Origin of the sequence: Micromonospora sp. NPDC050784 (genome assembly GCF_044456765.1) — a bacterium.
Classification (GTDB): Bacteria; Actinomycetota; Actinomycetes; order Mycobacteriales; family Micromonosporaceae; genus Micromonospora; species Micromonospora foliorum.
In genome coordinates this window covers 175487-194367 of record NZ_JBITGG010000012.1, presented here as the reverse complement: position 1 = coordinate 194367, position 18881 = coordinate 175487, and the positions used below count along the sequence as shown (strand labels likewise).

Annotated in this window: 13 protein-coding genes; 6 read left to right on the top strand and 7 right to left on the bottom strand. The window is 70.2% G+C overall.

What is annotated here, in order from left to right; translation table 11 throughout:
• The 6 genes from ACIBD9_RS18590 to ACIBD9_RS18565 form a co-directional block, all read right to left on the bottom strand.
• A complete protein-coding gene (locus ACIBD9_RS18590; RefSeq protein WP_396719161.1) occupies window positions 1-1536 on the bottom strand; it encodes a 4-hydroxyphenylacetate 3-hydroxylase family protein in 1536 nt (511 codons plus the stop codon).
• Window positions 1533-3137: a tyrosine 2,3-aminomutase gene (gene cmdF / locus ACIBD9_RS18585; protein ID WP_396719159.1), complete on the bottom strand. Its 1605-nt coding sequence runs from the start codon at window positions 3135-3137 to the stop codon at window positions 1533-1535. The genes ACIBD9_RS18590 and cmdF overlap by 4 nt, the downstream gene beginning before the upstream one ends.
• A 13-nt stretch (window positions 3138-3150) precedes the next feature.
• Entirely contained in the window at window positions 3151-6357 is a 3207-nt protein-coding gene (locus ACIBD9_RS18580; RefSeq protein WP_396719157.1) for an AMP-binding protein, read from the bottom strand.
• Window positions 6358-6461: 104 nt separating this feature from the next.
• On the bottom strand, window positions 6462-7619 hold the full coding sequence (gene metK / locus ACIBD9_RS18575; protein ID WP_396719155.1) for a methionine adenosyltransferase: 1158 nt from the start codon (window positions 7617-7619) through the stop codon (window positions 6462-6464).
• Between the two features lie 26 nt (window positions 7620-7645).
• Window positions 7646-8584 (bottom strand): cyclase family protein, encoded by a 939-nt coding sequence (locus tag ACIBD9_RS18570; RefSeq protein ID WP_210780593.1) that lies wholly within the window; start codon window positions 8582-8584, stop codon window positions 7646-7648.
• Window positions 8581-9735, bottom strand: a complete 1155-nt coding sequence (locus ACIBD9_RS18565) for an epoxide hydrolase family protein (RefSeq protein ID WP_396719152.1) — start codon at window positions 9733-9735, stop codon at window positions 8581-8583. Before ACIBD9_RS18565 ends, ACIBD9_RS18570 begins: the two co-directional genes overlap by 4 nt.
• A 237-nt stretch (window positions 9736-9972) precedes the next feature.
• Between ACIBD9_RS18565 and ACIBD9_RS18560 the strand changes: the two genes are divergently transcribed.
• The 5 genes from ACIBD9_RS18560 to ACIBD9_RS18540 all read left to right on the top strand — a co-directional run bounded on the left by ACIBD9_RS18560 (window position 9973) and on the right by ACIBD9_RS18540 (window position 15519).
• Window positions 9973-11154 (top strand): acyl-CoA dehydrogenase family protein, encoded by a 1182-nt coding sequence (locus tag ACIBD9_RS18560; protein ID WP_396719150.1) that lies wholly within the window; start codon window positions 9973-9975, stop codon window positions 11152-11154.
• A gap of 208 nt (window positions 11155-11362) precedes the next feature.
• On the top strand, window positions 11363-11632 hold the full coding sequence (locus ACIBD9_RS18555; RefSeq protein ID WP_396719148.1) for a phosphopantetheine-binding protein: 270 nt from the start codon (window positions 11363-11365) through the stop codon (window positions 11630-11632).
• Window positions 11633-11639: 7 nt separating this feature from the next.
• Window positions 11640-12512: a phytanoyl-CoA dioxygenase family protein gene (locus ACIBD9_RS18550; RefSeq protein ID WP_396719146.1), complete on the top strand. Its 873-nt coding sequence runs from the start codon at window positions 11640-11642 to the stop codon at window positions 12510-12512.
• A 142-nt stretch (window positions 12513-12654) separates the two neighbouring features.
• Entirely contained in the window at window positions 12655-14145 is a 1491-nt protein-coding gene (locus ACIBD9_RS18545; RefSeq protein WP_396719144.1) for an FAD-binding oxidoreductase, read from the top strand.
• A gap of 27 nt (window positions 14146-14172) precedes the next feature.
• Window positions 14173-15519 (top strand): FAD-dependent oxidoreductase, encoded by a 1347-nt coding sequence (locus ACIBD9_RS18540; protein ID WP_396719142.1) that lies wholly within the window; start codon window positions 14173-14175, stop codon window positions 15517-15519.
• A gap of 70 nt (window positions 15520-15589) precedes the next feature.
• Here ACIBD9_RS18540 and ACIBD9_RS18535 read toward each other — a convergent pair whose 3' ends face one another.
• Window positions 15590-17221 (bottom strand): MFS transporter, encoded by a 1632-nt coding sequence (locus tag ACIBD9_RS18535; protein WP_396719140.1) that lies wholly within the window; start codon window positions 17219-17221, stop codon window positions 15590-15592.
• Between the two features lie 267 nt (window positions 17222-17488).
• Between ACIBD9_RS18535 and ACIBD9_RS18530 the strand changes: the two genes are divergently transcribed.
• Complete coding sequence (locus ACIBD9_RS18530; RefSeq protein ID WP_396719138.1) at window positions 17489-18850, top strand: extracellular solute-binding protein; 1362 nt, start codon at window positions 17489-17491, stop codon at window positions 18848-18850.
• Window positions 18851-18881: the final 31 nt, after the last annotated feature.

Genomic DNA, 18881 nt, shown 5'->3' with positions numbered 1-18881 from the left:
TCACGTCGTGGAGAGATCGTTGCGCGCCCACCGCAGGTGGTCGAAGGACGCGAGGTCCGGCACGGTCCAGCCGTCGATGTCGTACTCGCTCATGCACTCGTCGACGAACCGCTTGTAGCCGTCTATCTGCCCCGAGGCGAGTTGCGCGAAGTACATCTCCACCCGGGTGTTCTCGTGGTTGCCGGAGTAGTTGCGCTCGTAGAGCTCGTGCCGGCCGCCGAACTCGGTGCCGACCGCGTCCCACAGCAGCTTCATCAGCTTCACCCGCTCCATCGCGGTGCTGCCGTCGGAGCCCCGCATGTACTGGTCCAGGTATCCGCGGATCGCCGGGTTCTTGAAGTCGTCGGCACTGGAGTTGAGGTAGATGAGCCCGCTGGCCACGTCCTGCATGATGATCTCGCGGACCCGGGGATAACCCACCTGCATGAACCACCGGTACGCCTGCCCGTACTCCGGGTTCGGCAACACCGCCCCGTTCTTCCACGGCACGGGGTTACGGGCGGCGGCGTCGGACAGCGCCCAGAAGAGATTGCGCCAGGCCAGCACCTCACCCAGACGGCTCTGCACCCCCCGGAAGTCCTTCGTACCGGTCAGGTCCAACGCCTTGGCCAGCAAGCCGGCGATGAATTCGAGTTTCACCGCCAGGCGGGTCATGCCGTGGAACGTGAACCGCTCGGTGAACCCCGAGCGCCCGCCGAACATCTGCACCTTGCCAAGGTCGCCGTAGACGAACACGTTCTCCCACGGGATCTCGACCTTGTCCAGGATGAGCACCGTGTCGTTCTCGTCCAGCCGCGACGACAGTGGGTAGTCGAACGGGCTGCCCATCACTGCGGCCGTCGCGGCGTATGACGGCCGGCAGATCAGCTTCATCCCGCGGGCGCCCATCGGCACCGTGGCGATCAACGCGAACTCCCGCCGTTTGACCGGCATCCCGTGGTGCGAGATGAAGTTGAAGTGGGTCAGCGCGGACCCGGTCGCGACGACCTTCGCGCCGCTGACGATCAGACCGGAGTCGGTCTCCCGCTCGACGTGGACGAACACGTCGCGTACCTCGTCGGGCGGCCGGTTGCGGTCGACCGGGGGGTGCACGACCGCGTGGTTCCAGAACTGCACCTGCTCCTGGGAGCGGCGGTACCAGGTCCGGGCGTTGTCCGCGTACTCGCCGTAGAAGTCGGCGTTCGCGCCGAGGGTGCCGAGGAAGGAGGCCTTGTAGTCCGGGCTGCGCCCCATCCAGCCGTAGCTCATCCGGGCCCATGCCGCGATGGCCTGCTGGTCGGCGACCAGGTCCTCGGCGCTGTGCGGCGTGGTGAAGAACCGGTGGGTAAAGCCCGTGCCGCCGCTGTCCACCGGTGCGGTGAGCACCGGTGCGGTGGCCGGGTCGTGGAGCGAGTCGTAGAGCCGCGCGGTCATGCGTACCGCGTTGGCGAACGCCGGATGCGTCGTGACGTCCTTGACCCGGTCGCCGTAGAGGTAGATCTCGCGATCGTCACGCAGGCTCTCGATGTACTCCGCGCCGGTGTAGGGCCTGGTCACCGTAGGTCGCTCTGCTGAGCGCTCACGGCCGCGGCGGCGAACTCGCCGCGGGACAGGGCGGCGGTGATGGTCTCCAGGTCGTCGGCCATGTAGCGGTCGCGGTCCAGCGTCGGCACCATCGACCGGACGTGGTCGTAGGTGGCCTTGGCGACCGGGCTCAGGTCGCCGTACCGCTTGGAGATGTCGACGGCTTGCGCCGCGGCCAGGTACTCCAGGGCCAGGATCGTGTCGTTGTTGCGCAGCACCCGGCGGGCGTTGCGGGTGGAGATCAGCCCCATGCTGACCACGTCCTGGTTGTCGCCGTTGGACGGGACGCTCTGCGTGCTCGCCGGCCCGATGGTGCGGTTCTCCGCGATCAGGGCGGTCGCCGGGTACTGGGCGCCGGCGAAACCGCTGTTCAGGCCCGGATCACCGGTGACCAGGAACTCCGGCAGGCCATAGCTCAGGTGCCGGTTGAGCAGGCGGTTGGACTGCCGCTCGGAGAGCACCCCGAGCTGGGTCAGCGCGATCGTGAGGAAGTCCATGACGAACGCGACCGGCTGTCCGTGGAAGTTGGCGCCGTGGAAGATTTCCTCGCCCTCGAAGAAGAGCGGGTTGTCGTTCGCCGAGTTCAGCTCGATGCCGATCTTGTTGATGGCGTGGTAGAGCGTGTCCCGCACGGAGCCCAGGATCTGCGGGATGGCCCGCAGTGAGTACGCCTTCTGCAGGTAGACCTTCGTCCGCGTGACGTCCTTGCCGGATTCCTTACCGGCGGCCACCTCCTTGCGCAGCTCGCTGTGCTCCACTGTCGACAGACTGCCGCGCATCAGCGCCCGCAGGTGGGCCGCCGTGTCGATCTGCCCCTGATGCGGTCGCGCGATGTCGTGCCCCTCCGGCTGGAACGGGCTCATCGAGCCCCGCAGCGCCTCGATCACCAGGGCGGTGACGATCTCCGCCTGGCGTACCTGCGTCATGGCCCGGTCGGCCACGAGCGCGCCGACACCGGTCATCGCCGACGTGCCGTTGATCAGCGCGAGCCCCTCCTTGAAACGCAGCTCCAACGGCTCGATGCCGTGCTTGCGCAACACCTGACCGGTGGGCACCTTGCCGGTGCCGTCGAGCACGTAGCCCTCACCGATCACCGTGGACGCGATGTGCGACAGCGGCGCGAGGTCCCCGCTCGCGCCGAGCGAACCGATCTCCGGGATGGCCGGGGTGATGCCCAGGTTGAGGTAGAGCGCGAGCCGCTCCAGCAACTCGGGGCGTACCGCGGAGTGGCCCTTGGCCAGCGCGTTGAGCCGAGCGGTCACGATCGCCCGCGACTCGTCCCGGGCGAACAGCGGGCCGACGCCGGCGCTGTGGCTCCGCACCAGGTTGGTCTGGAGTTCGACCTCCTTGGACGGGTCGACCAGCATGTAGATCATCTCGCCGTACCCGGTGGTCACCCCATACACGGGGATGTCCTGACGCACGATGTCCTCGAACATCGCGCGGCTCTTGCCCGCTCGTGCGAGCGCCGACGGCGACACCTCGCAGGCGGTGTCGTCCTCGGCGATCCGGCGAAGGCCCGGAATGTCGAGAGTGTCGCCGTCCAGCACGACAATGTTCTCGTTCGTTGTCACTGTCCTCACCTCATCACAGCCGTGGTGCCAGGTCGGGTCTGGTGGGCTCGCCCGGATGGGCGACGCCCGGTGCCTGCCGTCGTGGTCCGTCCTCGTCGCCGGCGACGCTGACAGCGTTGGCGAGGGTGCGGAGCGACGGGTTGGCGTAGAAGTCGCGGATCGGCACGTGTACGCCGAACCGTTCTGAGACGCGGTGGAGCAGAGCCGGGATCAGCGCGGAGCGTCCGCCGGCCGTGAAGAAGCTGTCGTCGAGGCCCGGTACGCCCGCGTCGACCACCTCGGCCCACAGGGCCGCGAGGGTCTGCTCGGTGTCGGTCAGTGGCGCCGGCGTCGCAGCCCGCACCGAGCGCGCCAGCTCGGGCAGCCGCCGCCGGTCGACCTTGCCCCCGATGTTGCGGGGAAGCCGGCCGTCGATGGTACGGAACACGAGGGGGATCACCTTGCCGAGCCGCTGGCGCAGGTGGGCCCGCCACACCTCGGGCGAGCCCTCCCCCGCTCGGATCGGCACGACGTACGCGTCGAGGCGGTTGACCAGCCCGTCCGGCCCATGGACCGCGACCACGCCGCACTCGCGTACCGAGGAGTGCGTCTGCAGCGCGGCCTCGACGTCGCCCAGTTCGAGGCGCACGCCGTACACCTTGATCTGGAAATCCTCGCGGCCCCGGTATTCCAGGGCGCCGTCGAAACGCCAACGGCCCAGATCACCTGTGCGGTAGGTGCGGATGTCGGACTGTCCACCGACCGGGGCGAACGCCGTGGACGGATCGACCGCGCCGAGATAGCCGGTCGCCACGAAGGGACTGCGGATGACGATGGCCCCTGTGACACCCTGCGGGCAGGGTCGCTCGTCGGCGTCGAGAACGAGCACCTGCCGGCCGGGAATCGCCCGTCCGATCGGCGTCGAACCATCCACCGGTCGGTCGATCGGCTGCCAGGTGGCCGCGATCGTCTCGGTCGGCCCGTAGAGATTCGCCAGGCGCACGTCGGGCAGGCTGCCGTGCAACCGGTTGACCAGCTCGCCCGGCAGCGCCTCACCCATCAGCAGCAGGTGCCGCAGCGCGCGCAGGGGCCGGTCCGCGCGGCTCGTGACCACCCGCAGCAGTTCGCGGGCGAAACTCGGCACGGTCTGCAGGTGGGTGATCTCCCGGCTGGCCATCCAGTCGACGAGCTTCTCGCCGTGGATCCGGATGTCCGGCGCGGGCAGGCACAGCGTGCCGCCGCTGGTCAGGGTGGCGAACACCTCGCACAGGGCGGGGTCGTGGTCGGGCGCCACCCATTGCGCTACCCGGGCGCCGTCGCCCATCTCGAACCGCGTGCCGAGCCAGGTGACGAACTGGCCGAATGCCGAGTGCGGCTGGGCGATGCCCTTGGGCCGTCCGGTCGATCCGGAGGTGTAGGCGACGTAGGCGACCGCGCCGGCGTCGACCGTCGGCAGCGCCCCGACCCCGGTCAGGGTCGCCACGTCGTGCACGGCGATGTCGAGTTCGATGCGGGCCCAGCGGGCCAGCTCGTCGTCGTCCGGGTCACCGGCGACCAGCAGACACGCGGGACGCAGGTCGGCGAGCACGGCACGACCGCGATCACCCACGTCCCCGGTGCCGAACCAGCACAGATGTCCGCCGGCGGCGAGCACCCCGAGCAACGCGGCGGTCTGCTCCGGCCCGGACGGGAGCCGCACCACCACCGGCCGTCCGCCCGCACCTCGCGCGAGCAGGGCGGCGGCGATCTCCCGGGCCCGCAGCCACAGCCCGGCGTACGTGAGGCCGCCGCTGTCGGTGAGCACCGCCAGGCGCTCCGGGTGGGTGTCGACGATCCGTCGCACCAGTTCGTGCACCGGCACGTCGACCGGTGGCCCGTCGGCGATCCGGTCGTCGCCGCCCAGCTCATCGGCGGCGGGGGCCGGCTGGTCCATCGGCAGGGCGGTCGCCGATGTGTCCGGCGTGGCGACCCCGGCGGCGAGGACGGTCAGGACCTGGTTGGCGATCCGTTCGACGGATTCGTCGTCGAACAGCTCGGCGCGGTAGGCGAGGGTGCCGATCGTCGCCGGCCGGGTCGCCACCCGCAGTTCCAGGTCGGCAATCGTCGCCGGCGGGTCGATGTCCTGCCGGGTCGCCGTGGTGTGCGCCAGGCGTAGGGTGGAGTGCTCCTCGGCTGCCTCGTCGACCAGCACGTTGACCAGCGGGATCGTGCGCGGGTCCCGGGGTGCGCCGAGCAGTTCGACGAGCCGGCCGAACGGCAGGTGCCGCTGGTCGGACAGCGCGTCGAGACGGCCGGCGACCTGGTCGACAAGCTCCCGGAAGGTCGGCGCGCCGGTCAGGTCGACATCGACAAGGGCGAGGTTCTCGAACGGCCCGACCAGCCCGGTCGGCGTGGTCGCGAGCCGGGTGCCGACCCGGGTGCCGACCGCGATCCGACGCTCCCCGCTGTAGCGCGCCAGCACCACCTCCAAGGCGGCGAGCACGACCGCCAGCGGAACCGTGCCGGCGTCGAGCGCGAGCCGGTTCACGTCGGTGGCCAGCTCGACGCCCCAGTCGAAGTGGTACACGCCGGCCCGCCAGTCGACGTCGGCACCCCGGTACCGGTCGGTGGGCAGCTCGACCGGCGCCGGCGGGGTGGACTCCCGCCACCATTTCTCGGCCCGTCGGGCGGCGGCCTCGACGGCGCGTGCGGCGCGCGCGTGCTCGGAGAACCGCGGTGCGGCATCCGTGCCGACCGGGCGCGCCGGTGTGCCGCCCAGAGCCGCGGCGTAGTGCCGACCCAGCTCGTCGATCAGGGTCGACATCGAGGGCTCGTCCGCGACGATCTGGTGTACGACGAGCACCAGACAGTGCCGCAGCGGGGCCAGCCGGGCCACCGCGAGCCGGGCCAGTGGACCCCGGTCGAGGAGGAACGGGGCCGCCACCTCGGCGGCGAGGAACGCCTCGACCGTCGGATGGCCCTGGCGTCCGCCGGTCGAGCAGTCCACAACGGACATCGCGGCGGGCAGGCTCTCGTCGAACACGGCGTGGCCGGATTCGGTGAAGCGGAGGCGCAGGACCTCGTGCCGGTCGACAAGCGTCGTCCAGGCCGTCCGCAGCGCGGCGACCTCCAGTGGACCGGCGATCCGGTACGCCCGGTAGCGGTGCAGAGCCGGGGACCGGGGCGTCAGACGATCGAGGAACCAGAGGCCGTCCTGCGCCGCGGAGGTGGGAAGCACGTTCGTCGTGTCGTGAATGGACATCTGCGGCCGCCCCCTTCTGCTCGGAAAAGTATGTCAATGTGGGGTTCCGACCTTCAACTTCCGAATTGCGGCGTTGAGGGGGTTACGCTCCCGGCGCGCAGGCGCTACGCGGCGAGCGACGCCAGGCTCTCGGCCCGACTGGTGTCCTCCCAGGTGAACGTGGGCAACTGCCGACCAAAGTGCCCGTAGGCCGACGTCGCGCGATAGACCGGGCGGAGCAGGTCGAGGTCCCGGATGATGGCCGCCGGGCGCAGGTCGAACACCTCCGCCACAGCCTTTTCGAGCCGCTCCGGCGCGACGGTCTCGGTGCCGAACGTCTCGATCGACAGGCTCACCGGCTCGGCGACGCCGATCGCGTACGCCACCTGGGTCTCGCACGTCCGCGCCAGGCCGGCCGCCACGATGGTCTTCGCCACCCACCGCATCGCGTACGCCGCCGAGCGGTCCACCTTGGACGGATCCTTACCGGAGAACGCGCCACCACCGTGGCGGGCGTACCCGCCGTAGGTGTCGACGATGATCTTCCGGCCGGTCAGTCCCGCGTCACCCATCGGGCCACCGATCTCGAATCGCCCGGTGGGGTTGACCAGCAACCGCAGGTTGTCCACGTCGAGGTCGAGCGGTTCCAGTTCCGGCAGCACCACGTTGTCCCGGACGTCCGGGCTCAGCATCGACTCCAGCGAGATGTCGGCGGCGTGCTGAGCGGACACCACCACGGTGTCGACCCGCACCGGACGCCCGGCGTCGTACTCGATCGTGACCTGGGTCTTACCGTCCGGCCGCAGGTACGGCAGCAGGCCGTCCTTACGCACGGCGGTGAGCCGGCGGGACATCCGGTGGGCCAGCGCGATCGGCAGCGGCATCAGTTCCGGCGTCTGATCGCACGCGAAGCCGAACATCATCCCCTGGTCGCCCGCGCCTTGCGCGGCGCCCGCCTGGTCGACCCCGAGGGCGATGTCGCGCGACTGCGCCCCGATCGACACGCTGACGCCGCAGGACGCTCCGTCGAAACCCTTGTGCGACGAGTCGTACCCGATGTCCAGGATCGTCTCCCGGACGATCGTCGGAATGTCGGTGTAGGCGCTGGTGGTCACCTCGCCGGCGACGTGCACCTGACCTGTGGTGATGAGCGTTTCGACGGCGACCCGGCTGTGCGGGTCCGCGGCCAGCAGCGCGTCGAGAATGCCGTCGCTGATCTGGTCGGCGATCTTGTCGGGGTGACCCTCGGTCACCGATTCGGACGTGAAGAGGTGGCGTCCCATGGCTTCCCCGTTTCAGGGTGGTCGGATCACTTGATGGCGAGCGGGTTGATCGGCGAACCGACAGCGCGGGTGATCTTGAGCGGCGGCGCCGCGAAGAAGAACTCCCACACCCCGTCGGCCCGGCAGTCCTCGGTCAGCTCCTCGAAGTCGAGGATCTCGCCGAGCGTCAGGCCCATGTCCCGGATCAACACCATGTGCACGGCCAGGAAGGCGCCCGGGTCCTCGCCCGGCAACGCCTCGACCGCCCAGTTGTCCGCGCAGACCGCCGCGACGTCGCGGTCCCGCAGCCACTGGCAGCTGGCCAACCCCAGGCCGGGTTCCCCGGCCATGAATCCGGCGTCCTGCCCCTGCTCGACGAACTTGCGCCGCCAACCGGTACGGACCAGCAGGATGTCCCCCGGACCGACGTCCACGCCGCCCTGCCGGGTGATGGCCGCGTCCAGATCGGCGGGGGTGATGACGTCGCCGACCTCCAGCCACGGCACGCCGCGCACCGCGGGGATGTCGAGCAGCACACCCCGACCCGCGATCCCCTTGCCCTGCCGGTCGATGCCGCAGCGGGCGGCGCCCTTGACGGTCAGCTCGTCGGCCGGAAAGCCGTTGTAGAACTGGCCGTCGTAGAAGACGTGGGCCAGCGCGTCCCACTGCGACGAGGCCTGGATCGGCATGAACAGGAAGTCGTCGGCGTACCGGAAGCCACCGGGAAACACCTGCTCCGCGCCGGTCTCCGACATCAGGTGTACGGGGTTGCTGCGGAAGCGGCCGTTCTGCGGCCCCTTGTCGTCCAGGTTGATCCCCAGGTCGAAGGTCCGTCCCGCGCGAATCAGTCGGCCGGCCGCGACCAGCCGCTCCGGTGTGATGAGGTTGATGGTGCCGCGCTCGTCGTCCGGGCCCCAGCGACCCCAGTTGCGCAGCCGCTCCCCCACCGCCCGGAAGTCGTCGACCCGGGGTTCGGTGTGGGTCACGAGCCGGCCCGCACGACGCGGGCGAACTTCCGCACGTCGCCGACGAACAGGTCGGGCTCCTCCAGGGCCGCGAAGTGGCCACCACGGTCGAACTCCGACCAGTGCCTCAGGGTCGGGAAGTCGCGCTCGACGAACCGGCGGATCGGCAGGAACACACCCTGGGGGAACACCGCGACGCCGAGCGGCTGCCGGATCGGGGCGTACCGCACGGTGGGGTTCGAGATCGGCAGGTAGTCGACTGTCTCGTAGTAGAACTGCGCCGACGAGCCGGCGGTGCCGGTGAACCAGAAAATCGAGACGATGGCCAGGATCCGGTCCCGTTCGACCGCGTCCTCGGGCACCTTGCCGGAGTCGGCCCAGTCCTTGAACTTCTCCACGATCCAGGCGAGCTGGCCGACCGGCGAGTCGCTCAGCGCGTACGCGATGGTGTGCGGCCGGGTCGCCTGCAGCTTCATCGAACCGGCCAGCACGTCGAGGAAGCGCTGCGAGCGGGCCAGGCGCCGCCGATCCTCGTCGTCGAGCACGTCCGAGCCGTCCGCCGCCGGCGTGGTCACCAACGTGTTCAGGTGCAGACCCACGACGTGCTCCGCGTCGATCTGGGCCAACGCGTACGAGATGCCGGCGCCGAAGTCGCCGCCCTGCGCGAGATAGCGGTCGTAGCCGAGCCGGCTCATCAGCTCCGCCCAGGCCTTGGCGACCGTGAGGTTGTTCCAGCCGGGCGCCGGCATCGGCCCGGAGAACCCGAATCCCGGCATCGACGGGATCACCAGATGGAAGGCGTCGGCCGCGTCCCCGCCGTGCGCGACGGGGTCGGTCAGCGGGCCGATCACGTCGAGGAACTCGGTCACCGAGCCGGGCCAGCCGTGCGTGATGATCATCGGGGTGGCGTCCGGCTCCGGTGAGCGTACGTGCAGGAAGTGCACAGGCGCGCCGTTGATGGTGGTGACGAACTGGGGCACCTCGTTGATGCGCCGCTCCATCGCTCGCCAGTCGAACTCGTCGCACCAGTAGTCCACGAGTTCGCGTAGGTAGTCGGCGGGCACGCCGCGGTCCCAGCCGGCGTCGAAGAGCACGGGCCAGCGGGTTTCCCGCAGGCGGCGGCGGAGATCGTCCACGTCCTCCTGAAGAATGTCCACCCGGAACCGTTCCATGTCGGAAATCCCTTCGACGACGGGCGCAGCCAAGTCCGCTACGACGGAAGTCAATATCACCTGCCCGAACCGGAACGGCGCACCTTCCATATTGCGCCGCTTCGGCTCTTGCCCCGGCCGGGAGCAGCGCACTCCGGAAGATGCGTGGCGGCAGCGGTGGTGCAAGGGTCAGTTGGGCGTCCGCCGTCAGTTCCGACGCGCAATTCACGGACTCCCCAACCCTTTCGAGGAGGATCGATGTCGATCACCGACGCTCCGCCCCGCGCCGACCTCGTCCGCGCGGCCGCGGAGCTGGTGCCGTTGCTGGCCCGGCACGCCCAGTGGAGCGAGGACAATCGCCGACTGCACGACGAGGTCGTGGAGGCGTTGAGTGACGCGGGCATCCTGCGGATGCGGGTGCCCGAGAGGTTCGGCGGCTACGAGTCCGACACTCGCGCCGTCGTCGAGGTCATCGCCGAACTTGCCCGCGGTGACGGCTCAGCCGCCTGGACTGTGGCGGTCTGGCACATCAGCAGCTGGGTCACCGGCCTCTTCCCGGACTCGGTGCGAGAGGAGGTCTTCGCCGACCCGTCGGCCCGGATCAGTGGCATCCTCAGCCCGACCGCGATGGCCGTCCCGACCGAGGGCGGCTACCTGCTCAACGGCAAGTGGTCGTTCAACACCGGCGCGACGCAGAGCCAGTGGAACACCAACGCCGCCGTTCGACCCACCCCCGACGGTGGCTACGAACCGATCATGACCCTGATCCCGATGGCCGACCTGCAGGTCATCGACGACTGGCACACGTCGGGCCTGCGCGGCTCCGGCAGCGTCTCGACGGTCGCCGAGGGCGTGTTCGTGCCCGAGGAGCGCGTCATGTCGATGGTCCCGATCATCATGGGTCAGCACCCGCTGCAGCAGGACCCGAACACCACCATGTGGGGTGGCCCGTTCATGCCGGTGGCCTGCGCGACCGTCGGCGCGACCGCGCTGGGCCTGGCCCGCGCCGCCAAGGAGGCGTTCTTCGAGCGGCTCCCCGGCCGAAAGATCACCTATACCGACTATCCCGACCAGAGCCAGGCGCCGCTGACCCACCTCCAGGTGGCCGAGGCCGAAATCAAGATCGACCAAGCCGAGTTCCACGAGTACCGGGCCGCCGACCGGGTGGACCGCAAGGGCAAGTCGGGCGAGGAGTGGACGCTCGAGGAGCGCGCCAAGGCGCGCCTCGACCTCGGTGCCGCCTGCCAGGCAGCCAAGGACGCCGTCGACGTGCTCCGCACGGCGAGCGGAGGATCCTCGGTCTACCAGCATGTGCCGATCCAGCGGATCCAGCGCGACGTGCAGACGTTGAACCTGCACGCGATCATGCACCCCAACACCAACCTCGAACTGTACGGCCGGATTCTGTGCGGAATGGGGCCGAACACGCAGTACCTGTAACAGGGGCACCGGCGCGGCCGGGCTCGGATGCGGCAATCGCTCCGGGCCCGGCCGTCATTTTGCCTGGGCTCATTCGAATGCGCCCGACGAGAGCGCAATAGCGAAGAACACATTCGGCGATATCACCGACATCATATGCGGTGGGGGTCGCCGAATTCGCCGGCCGACCCGTGCGGCAACCATCAGCTCTTATCTCGGGAGGATTCCCATGCCGATCGACCCACCCGGCACGCTGACCGTCACCGATATCGAAAAGCAGGTCGAATCCATCTGGCGGGACGTTCTCAACGTACCCGCCGGCCGGACCGACGGAACGTTCTTCGAGCTGAACGGGCAGTCCATCTCCGCCGTGCGGATCGTCGCCCGCGTACAGGAGGAGATCGGCGTCCAGATGGACCTCGGTGACCTCTTCGAAGACCCGAACCTGGCCACTTTCACGCGCGACATCGTCGCGAAGGCCGAAGCCCGAGGAAGGTAGTCCGACCATGGTGGAGTTCGTCCGGGTGACGTCCGATGCCCCCCTCGACGACGTGGTCACCGTGCTGGAGCGCGACGGCTGCATCATCATCGAGAACTTCGTCGACCAGATCACGCTCGACGGCCTCTGGGAGGACCTGGGCCCCCTGCTCGACGGCACGCGCTACAGCAAGAGCGGGTACGACGGTCACCTGACCCGACGGGTCTCGTCGCTGTTCCGGCGTACCAGCCATCTGACCCCGATCTTCCTGCACCCGCTGTACCTCGGCGCGGCGCGGCAGATCATGGAGAAGCCGGTGCACATGTGGGTCGGTCAGGCCCGCATCGAGATGACGCCCAACATCCAGATCAGCGCGACCCAGGCCATCCAGATCGACCCGGGGCAGGGGCGTCAGCCTTTGCACCGCGACGACTCGCTGCACCTGCGTCGACACCCGGGCCCGACGACGCGGGTGCAGTTGATGCTCGCGCTGAGCGAGTTCACCCAGGAGAACGGCGCCACCCTCGTGATCCCGGGCAGCCATCACTGGGACGACGAGCGTGCCCCGCGCTACAACGAGGCGATCCCGGCCGCGATGCCCGCCGGGTCGGCGCTGCTCTGGCTGGGCGGCGTGTACCACGGCGGCGGCGGCAACGTCTCCACCGAGCCGCGGACCAGCCTCACCGTCTCCTACGACCTCGGCAACCTGCGGCAGGAGGAGAACCAGTTCCTGGCGGTGCCGCGCGACGTCGTCCTCACGCTCCCCGAGGAAATCCAGCGCCTGCTCGGCTACGACCGTTGCCCGCCGGGCGTGGGCTGGTACGAGATGGAGGACCCCCACATCCTGCTCACCGACCCGGACGCCGACCCGGCGGTGCTCGAGAGCCCCGCCCGGACCTGAGCGCGTCCGACGTGGTGGACGAAGCGGCCGCCCCGCCCGCTGTCGGTGGGGCGGCCGTCCTGTTCGCACGATCAGAGATGCGTCCACCGGCCGGCGGATGTGAGGGTCTGATGGTCGTCGCCCAGCGGAGGGACCCACCCACATGACCGACATCCTGCCCGACGACCCGCGCTACGCCGCACTCGTCGAGGGATACAACCACCGCTTCACCGGCCGCCCCGATCACGTCCGTCAGGTCCGCACCACCAACGAGGTCGCCGCCGCCGTGCGGGAGGCCGTCGACTCGGGACGGCGGGTGGCGGTGCGCAGCGGCGGCCACTGCTTCGAGGACTTCTTCGCCAACCCCGAGATCCAGGTGCTGATCGACCTTGCGCCGATGAGCGCGGTGTCCTACGACGCGCAGCGGCGGGCCATCATGGTCGAGGCCGGCATCACCCTCGGGGCGCTCTACCCGATCCTGTACGACACCTGGGGCGTCACGATTCCCGGCGGCACCTGCTTCGAGGTCGGCGTCGGCGGCCACATCACCGGCGGCGGCTACGGTCACCTGTCCCGCCGCGACGGACTGGTCGTCGACCACCTGTACGCGGTGGAGGTGGTCGTCGTCGACGAGTCGGGCACCGTCGACGTGGTGGTCGCCACCCGGGAGCCCGACGACCCGCACCACGACCTGTGGTGGGCGACCGCGGGCGGCGGTGGCGGCAGCTTCGGCGTGGTCACCCGGTTCTGGCTGCGCAGCCCCGGAGTCGACTCCGACGACCCGTCGCGTCTGCTGCCCACGGCGCCCCGCCGGATCCGCCGCTGCGACGTGCTGTGGTCGTGGGACGGGATGACCGAGGACGCGCTGACCCGACTGATCGCGAACTACTGCGGCTGGCTGGAGCGGCACAGCGCCGTCGACGCACCGGAGATCCAGCTGTGGAGCAACCTCATCGTCATGCACCGCTCGGCCGGCATCGTGGCGCTTACCGCTGTGGTCGACGACGCGGTCGAGGGTGCCGCCCAGATGCTCGACAACCAGCTCGCGGCGATCGGGGACGGCACCGGGTTGACCCCCCGGTCCGTCGACCGGGACGTGGTCGACTGGATGGCGACCTGGATGCCCTCGTACAGCTGGCCCAGCGACCCGAAGGGGCGCTACAAGAACAAGGCCGGCTATCTGCGCCGGGGCTACACCGACAAGCAACTGGCCACGATCTTCCGCTACCTGGCCGACCCGGAGTACGCCAACCCGGCGGCCGGCATCGTGCTCACCGCGTTCGGCGGACAGGTCAACGCGGTGCCGTCGGACGCCACCGCCGCGGCACAGCGGGACAGCGTGGTGAAGGCGTCGTACAGCGCGGGCGCCTGGCAGTCCCCCGACGACGACGCCGTCAACACCGCCTGGGTCCGCGCGTTCTACCGGGACGTCTACGCCGAGAGCGGCGGTGTCCCGGTGTCCGGCGACGTCAGTGACGGCTCCTACATCAGCTACCCCGACGTCGACCTGGCCGATCCGGAGTGGAACACCTCCGGCGTGCCCTGGCACACCCTCTACTTCAAGGACAACTATCCCCGCCTCCAGCGGGTCAAGCGCCGCTACGACCCCCGGGACATCTTCCGGCACGGTCTGTCGGTGCGGCTGCCCGATTGAGCGGTCCACACCACCCAGGGAGCCACGATGGCAGGCGAGGTGTACTTCCCCCACGATCCGGCGTACGAGCACGCCACGACTGTGTTCAACCTGCACGGAGCACCCCGGCCGGCCGCGGCGCGCACCGTGCGCACCCTCGCTGATCTGCGGGACGTGCTCGCGTACGCCCGGACGACGTGCATGCCGGTGCGGGTGCACAGCACCGGTCACGGCGCCGCGGCGGCGCGTGAGATGAGCGGGTCGGTGCTGGTGCGTACCGAGATGGACGGTGCGGTGCAGATCGACCCGGTGCGCCGTACCGCGCTGATTCCCGCCGGCACCCGCTGGGGCGCCGTCGTCGACGCGGCGGCACCGTTCGAACTGGCCGCGCCGCACGGCTCGTCGGCCGATGTCGGCGCGGTCGGCTACCTGCTGCGCGGCGGCGTCAGTGTCTACGGGCGGCTGGTCGGGCTCGCGGCCAACGGTGTGACGGCCCTCGACCTGGTCACCGCCGACGGTGAGCTGCACCGCGTCGACGCCGACCACGACCCGGAGCTGTTCTGGGCCCTGCGGGGCGGCGGCGGTGGATTCGGGGTGGTCGTCGCGGTCGAGATACGGCTGTTCCCGGCCCGGCCGGTGGTCACCGGTTCGGCGTACTGGCCGGTCGTGCACGCGGCGGAGCTGCTGAGGCGGTGGACCCGGTGGGCCGCGACCGCGCCGTGGGAGGTCACGAGCGCGTTCCAGGTGCTCAACCTGCCGGACGTACCCATGGTGCCGGTCGAGCTGAGGAGCGGAACGATGATCGGGGTGGCGGCGACCGAGGTGCGAGCCGACGACGCGCCGAGCGGGCTGACCGAGCTGCTGGACGAGTTGCGCGCGGTGGCCGCCCCGGTGGTCGAGTCGTGGCTGCCGTGTACGCCGGCCGAGGTGGTCCGCGCTCAGCTCGGGCCGGACGAGCCGGTGCCGATCGTCGGCGACCATCTGCTGCTCGCGGACCTCGACGAGCGGGCGTCGGCCGCGTTTTTGGCGGCGACCGGCTCGGGATCGCCGCTGATCACGGCGGAGCTGCGCCAGCTCGGTGGGGCGTTGGCAGTGCCGGACCCGCGGGGTGGGGCGCTCGACCACTACGACGCCCGCTACTCGTACCTGGGCAACGCGATCCCGGACAGCCCCGAGGCCACCGCGACGATCGAAAAACACTGCGCCGTCGTCCGGGCGGCGCTGGCGCCCTGGGACACCGGTCGCACCGCGCCGACGTTCGTGGAGAGCTGGCAGCAGCCGCAGCGGCACCTCGACCCGGAGCAGATCGACCGGGCGGACCGCGTCCGCACCCGCGTCGATCCCACCGGCCTGTTCCGCCTCGACGCCAGCCCCGGTACGACGATGTTGCGCTAGGCAGTGGACGGACCAACGGCGGTCGCCCGGGGGGATGGGCGGCCGCCGTTGGCGTATCGGGGTGTCCGGCCTAGACGGCACCGGTGGTGGGCACGGTCTCCGACGACGACGCAGACGCGGGCGACGAGGCAGGCGCGGACGACGCCGTCGGGTCGGACCCGGGCGCCTGTGCGGCGGACTTGTTCCGCAGCGTCACCGCCACCAGCACGATCAGGGCGACGATCAGCAGCGCCTCGACGCCAGCCACCACGTTCATCGCGGTGGTGAACGCCTCGCCGGCGACGTCGCGGACGGCGGTGGCCAGGTTGCCCGGCAGCGAGTCGGCCGCGGCGGTCGCCGCGGCGACGTTCTCCCGGGACACGTCGGCAACCTCCGGGGGTACGTCGGTCAACGGCGCGTCGGCCATCCGGTCGCGGTAGACGGCGGCACCGACGCTGCCCAACAGCGCGAGGCCCAGCGTCGACCCGAACACGTTGCTGGTCTCGGAGAGCGACGCGGCCGAGCCGGCCTTCTCCGGGGGTACGGAGCTGACCACCATGCCGGTGCCCTGGGTGAACAGCGGACCGGTGCCGAGGGCGACGAGCGCGACCGCGACGACGATCGCGATGAGCCAACCGGAGCTGCCGGCCTGGGTCAGCACCAGCACCGCCACCAGGGAGATGCCGAGCCCGATCATGATCGCGGTGGCCGGCTTGAGCGACTTCATCAGCATCGGCGTGGCCATGCTGCCGATCGCGATGCCCAGACCGGTGGGCGCCTGCCAGAGGCCGGACGCGGCCGGCGAAAGGCCCTCGACGCTCTGGATGTACTGCGTGCTCATCAGGCTGACGCCGGCGAGCGCGGCCGAGGCGAACATCATCGTGACGAGGGTGCCGCTGAAGGAGGCGTTCCGGAACATCGTGAGGTCGATCAACGGGTGCTCCAGCCGGGATTGGCGGCGGACGAAGATCCAGCCGACCACCAGGCCGAACAGGATCGCGCCGCCCGCGACGGCCGGGTTGTCCGAGTCACTCGCGGCGAACTCCTTGACGCCATAGACCACCGGGAGGATCGCACCGAGCGACAGCACCACGCTGAACAGGTCGAACTTGCCCGCGTTGGGGTCGCGGTACTCGGGCAGCAGCACGAACCCGGTGGCCAGCAGCACGATCATGAACGGCACGCCGAGCAGGAACACCGAGCCCCACCAGAAGTGCTCGACCATCACGCCGCCGACGATCGGCCCGATCGCGGTGCCACCGAAGAGCGCGGACGCCCAGATCGAGATCGCGACGCCCCGCTGCTTCTCGTTGCGGAACATGTTGGTGATCAGCGCCAGCGTCGACGGCGACAGGGTCGCGCCGGCGATGCCCAGCAGGGCTCGCGCGATGATCAGGGTGGTGCCGCTGTTGGCGTACGCGGCGAGCACCGAGGCCACCGTGAAGGCGACCGCGCCGATCATGAGCAGTCGACGGCGCCCGACCCGGTCACCGAGGGTGCCCATGGTGAGCAGGAAGCCGGCCAGCAGGAACCCGTAGATGTCGATGATCCACAGCTGCTCCACGCTGCTGACGCCAAGGTCCGCGCTGAGATGCGGCAGCGCCAGGAACAGCGCTCCGATATCCATCGCCACCAGCATCGCTGGCAGCGCCAGCACCGCCAGCCCGATCCATTCCTTACGTCCCGCCAGGTCGTTCGCTGGCGCCGACGTGGAGTTATCCATCGTGTCGATCCCTTCTCGGCCTCATGAGCCTGCGACGGCGGTCTTCGACGCCCCGAGGCCCCTCTACCGCCATGTCGAAGCCGACGCGCGGTTTTCGACATGTCTTTCCGGCGTACCCACGTTCCGCCGTGAACAGGTGCTCGGGACGACTTCCGTCGTGCGCAGTCGCCACCCACCGCACGGCGTAGCACTCGCGGAGATGACCGCTCCCCGCATCGGCGGGCAACCTTTGGGCGACCCCCAATCGAGATGCCGGAGGACTGTTGCGTGAGGACGGACGCCGAGCCCATCAGCATCGACATCTGGCTGCCCAGCTACCCGGCCGTGCCCGACTACGTGGGCGGAATCCGGGCCCTGGCCGCGAGCTTCCACGACGCCCACCCCGACTACCGGATCCGGATTCGTGAGTCGAGCTACAAGACGTTGCCCGCCGACGTGGACGCCGCGGCCCGCCGCGGCGCCGCGCCGGCCCTCGTTCAGTACTTCCACACCTCCACGCAACTGGCCCGGGACATGCGCGACGTCCACGGCGCACCGTTGTTCCGACCGGTCGCGACGACGCTCGCCGAGCGCAGCACAGTGCTCGGCGAGCCGGTGGTCACCGACGACATCGTCGCCCCGGCACGGGGGTACTACTCGGCGGACGGCCTGCTGCTCGCGGCTCCCCCGCTGGTCTCGACCACCCTGCTGTACGCCAACACCACGTTGCTCGCGGCGGCGGGAGTGACCGCGCTGCCGACCACGTGGGCCGAGGTGACGGCCGCCTGCAAGGCGGTCAGCGCGCACACCGGCGGGCCGGCGATCACCTGGCCCAACCATGGATGGATCTTCCAGCAGGCGGTCGCCCAGCAGGGTGGCCTGCTCGCCGACCACGCCAACGGCCGCGACGGTCGCGCCGAGAAGGTCGACCTCGCCGTGCCGGAGATGGTGGCCTTCGCGCAGTGGTGGCGCGGTCTGTACCGCGACGGTCACTACCACTACACCGGCGGGCAGGCGTACGGCGAGAACACCGGCCGGGCCTGGCAGGAGAACTTCGCGGCGTTCGCCGAGCAGCGGGTGGCGTTCGTCCTCAGCTCCTCGGTCGAGGCGGAGTGGCTGATCCAGGCCGGCCGCGACCACGGCTTCACGGTCGAGGTCGGCCGAATGCCCCACAACGGCGAGGTCCGCTACGCGGGCAACATCGTCGGCGGAGACGCGATCTGGCTCACCGACAGCGTGCAGCCGGCGGTCCGGGACGGCGCGCTCGCGTTCCTGCAACACCTGCTCAACCCGCGGGCCGTCGCCGAGCGGCACAAGGCGACCTGGTTCATCCCGGTCACCACGACGGCCATCGACCTGCTGGCCGGCGACGGCTGGTTCGACGAGCGGCCACATCAGAGGGTCGCCATCGAGCAGTTGCTGGCGACCGACGGTTCACCTGCCGCGCGCGGGGCCGTACTCGGCGAGTTTCCCCGCATCCAGGGCCTGATGACGCACGCGATGGAGGACATCCTGCTGCACGACGCGGACCCGTCGGGCCGCTTCGCCCGCGCGTCCGAGCAGGCTCAGCGCCTGCTCGACGACTACAACGCCGACTGCCTCGGCCTGCGGGCGGGTCCGCCCGGGCCGCGTCAGTTCGTCGTGGACTGACTTCGCCCAATCTCCCGTGAGGAGCGCGCTC

Coding starts and splice junctions, on each gene's coding strand:
- ACIBD9_RS18550 (WP_396719146.1), top strand. CDS start 11,640: ATGGTGGAGTTCGTCCGGGTGACGTCCGATGCCCCCCTCGACGACGTG.
- ACIBD9_RS18535 (WP_396719140.1), bottom strand. CDS start 17,221: ATGGATAACTCCACGTCGGCGCCAGCGAACGACCTGGCGGGACGTAAG.
- metK (WP_396719155.1), bottom strand. CDS start 7,619: ATGGGACGCCACCTCTTCACGTCCGAATCGGTGACCGAGGGTCACCCC.
- ACIBD9_RS18565 (WP_396719152.1), bottom strand. CDS start 9,735: ATGGAACGGTTCCGGGTGGACATTCTTCAGGAGGACGTGGACGATCTC.
- ACIBD9_RS18580 (WP_396719157.1), bottom strand. CDS start 6,357: ATGTCCATTCACGACACGACGAACGTGCTTCCCACCTCCGCGGCGCAG.
- ACIBD9_RS18560 (WP_396719150.1), top strand. CDS start 9,973: ATGTCGATCACCGACGCTCCGCCCCGCGCCGACCTCGTCCGCGCGGCC.
- ACIBD9_RS18555 (WP_396719148.1), top strand. CDS start 11,363: ATGCCGATCGACCCACCCGGCACGCTGACCGTCACCGATATCGAAAAG.
- ACIBD9_RS18545 (WP_396719144.1), top strand. CDS start 12,655: ATGACCGACATCCTGCCCGACGACCCGCGCTACGCCGCACTCGTCGAG.
- ACIBD9_RS18540 (WP_396719142.1), top strand. CDS start 14,173: ATGGCAGGCGAGGTGTACTTCCCCCACGATCCGGCGTACGAGCACGCC.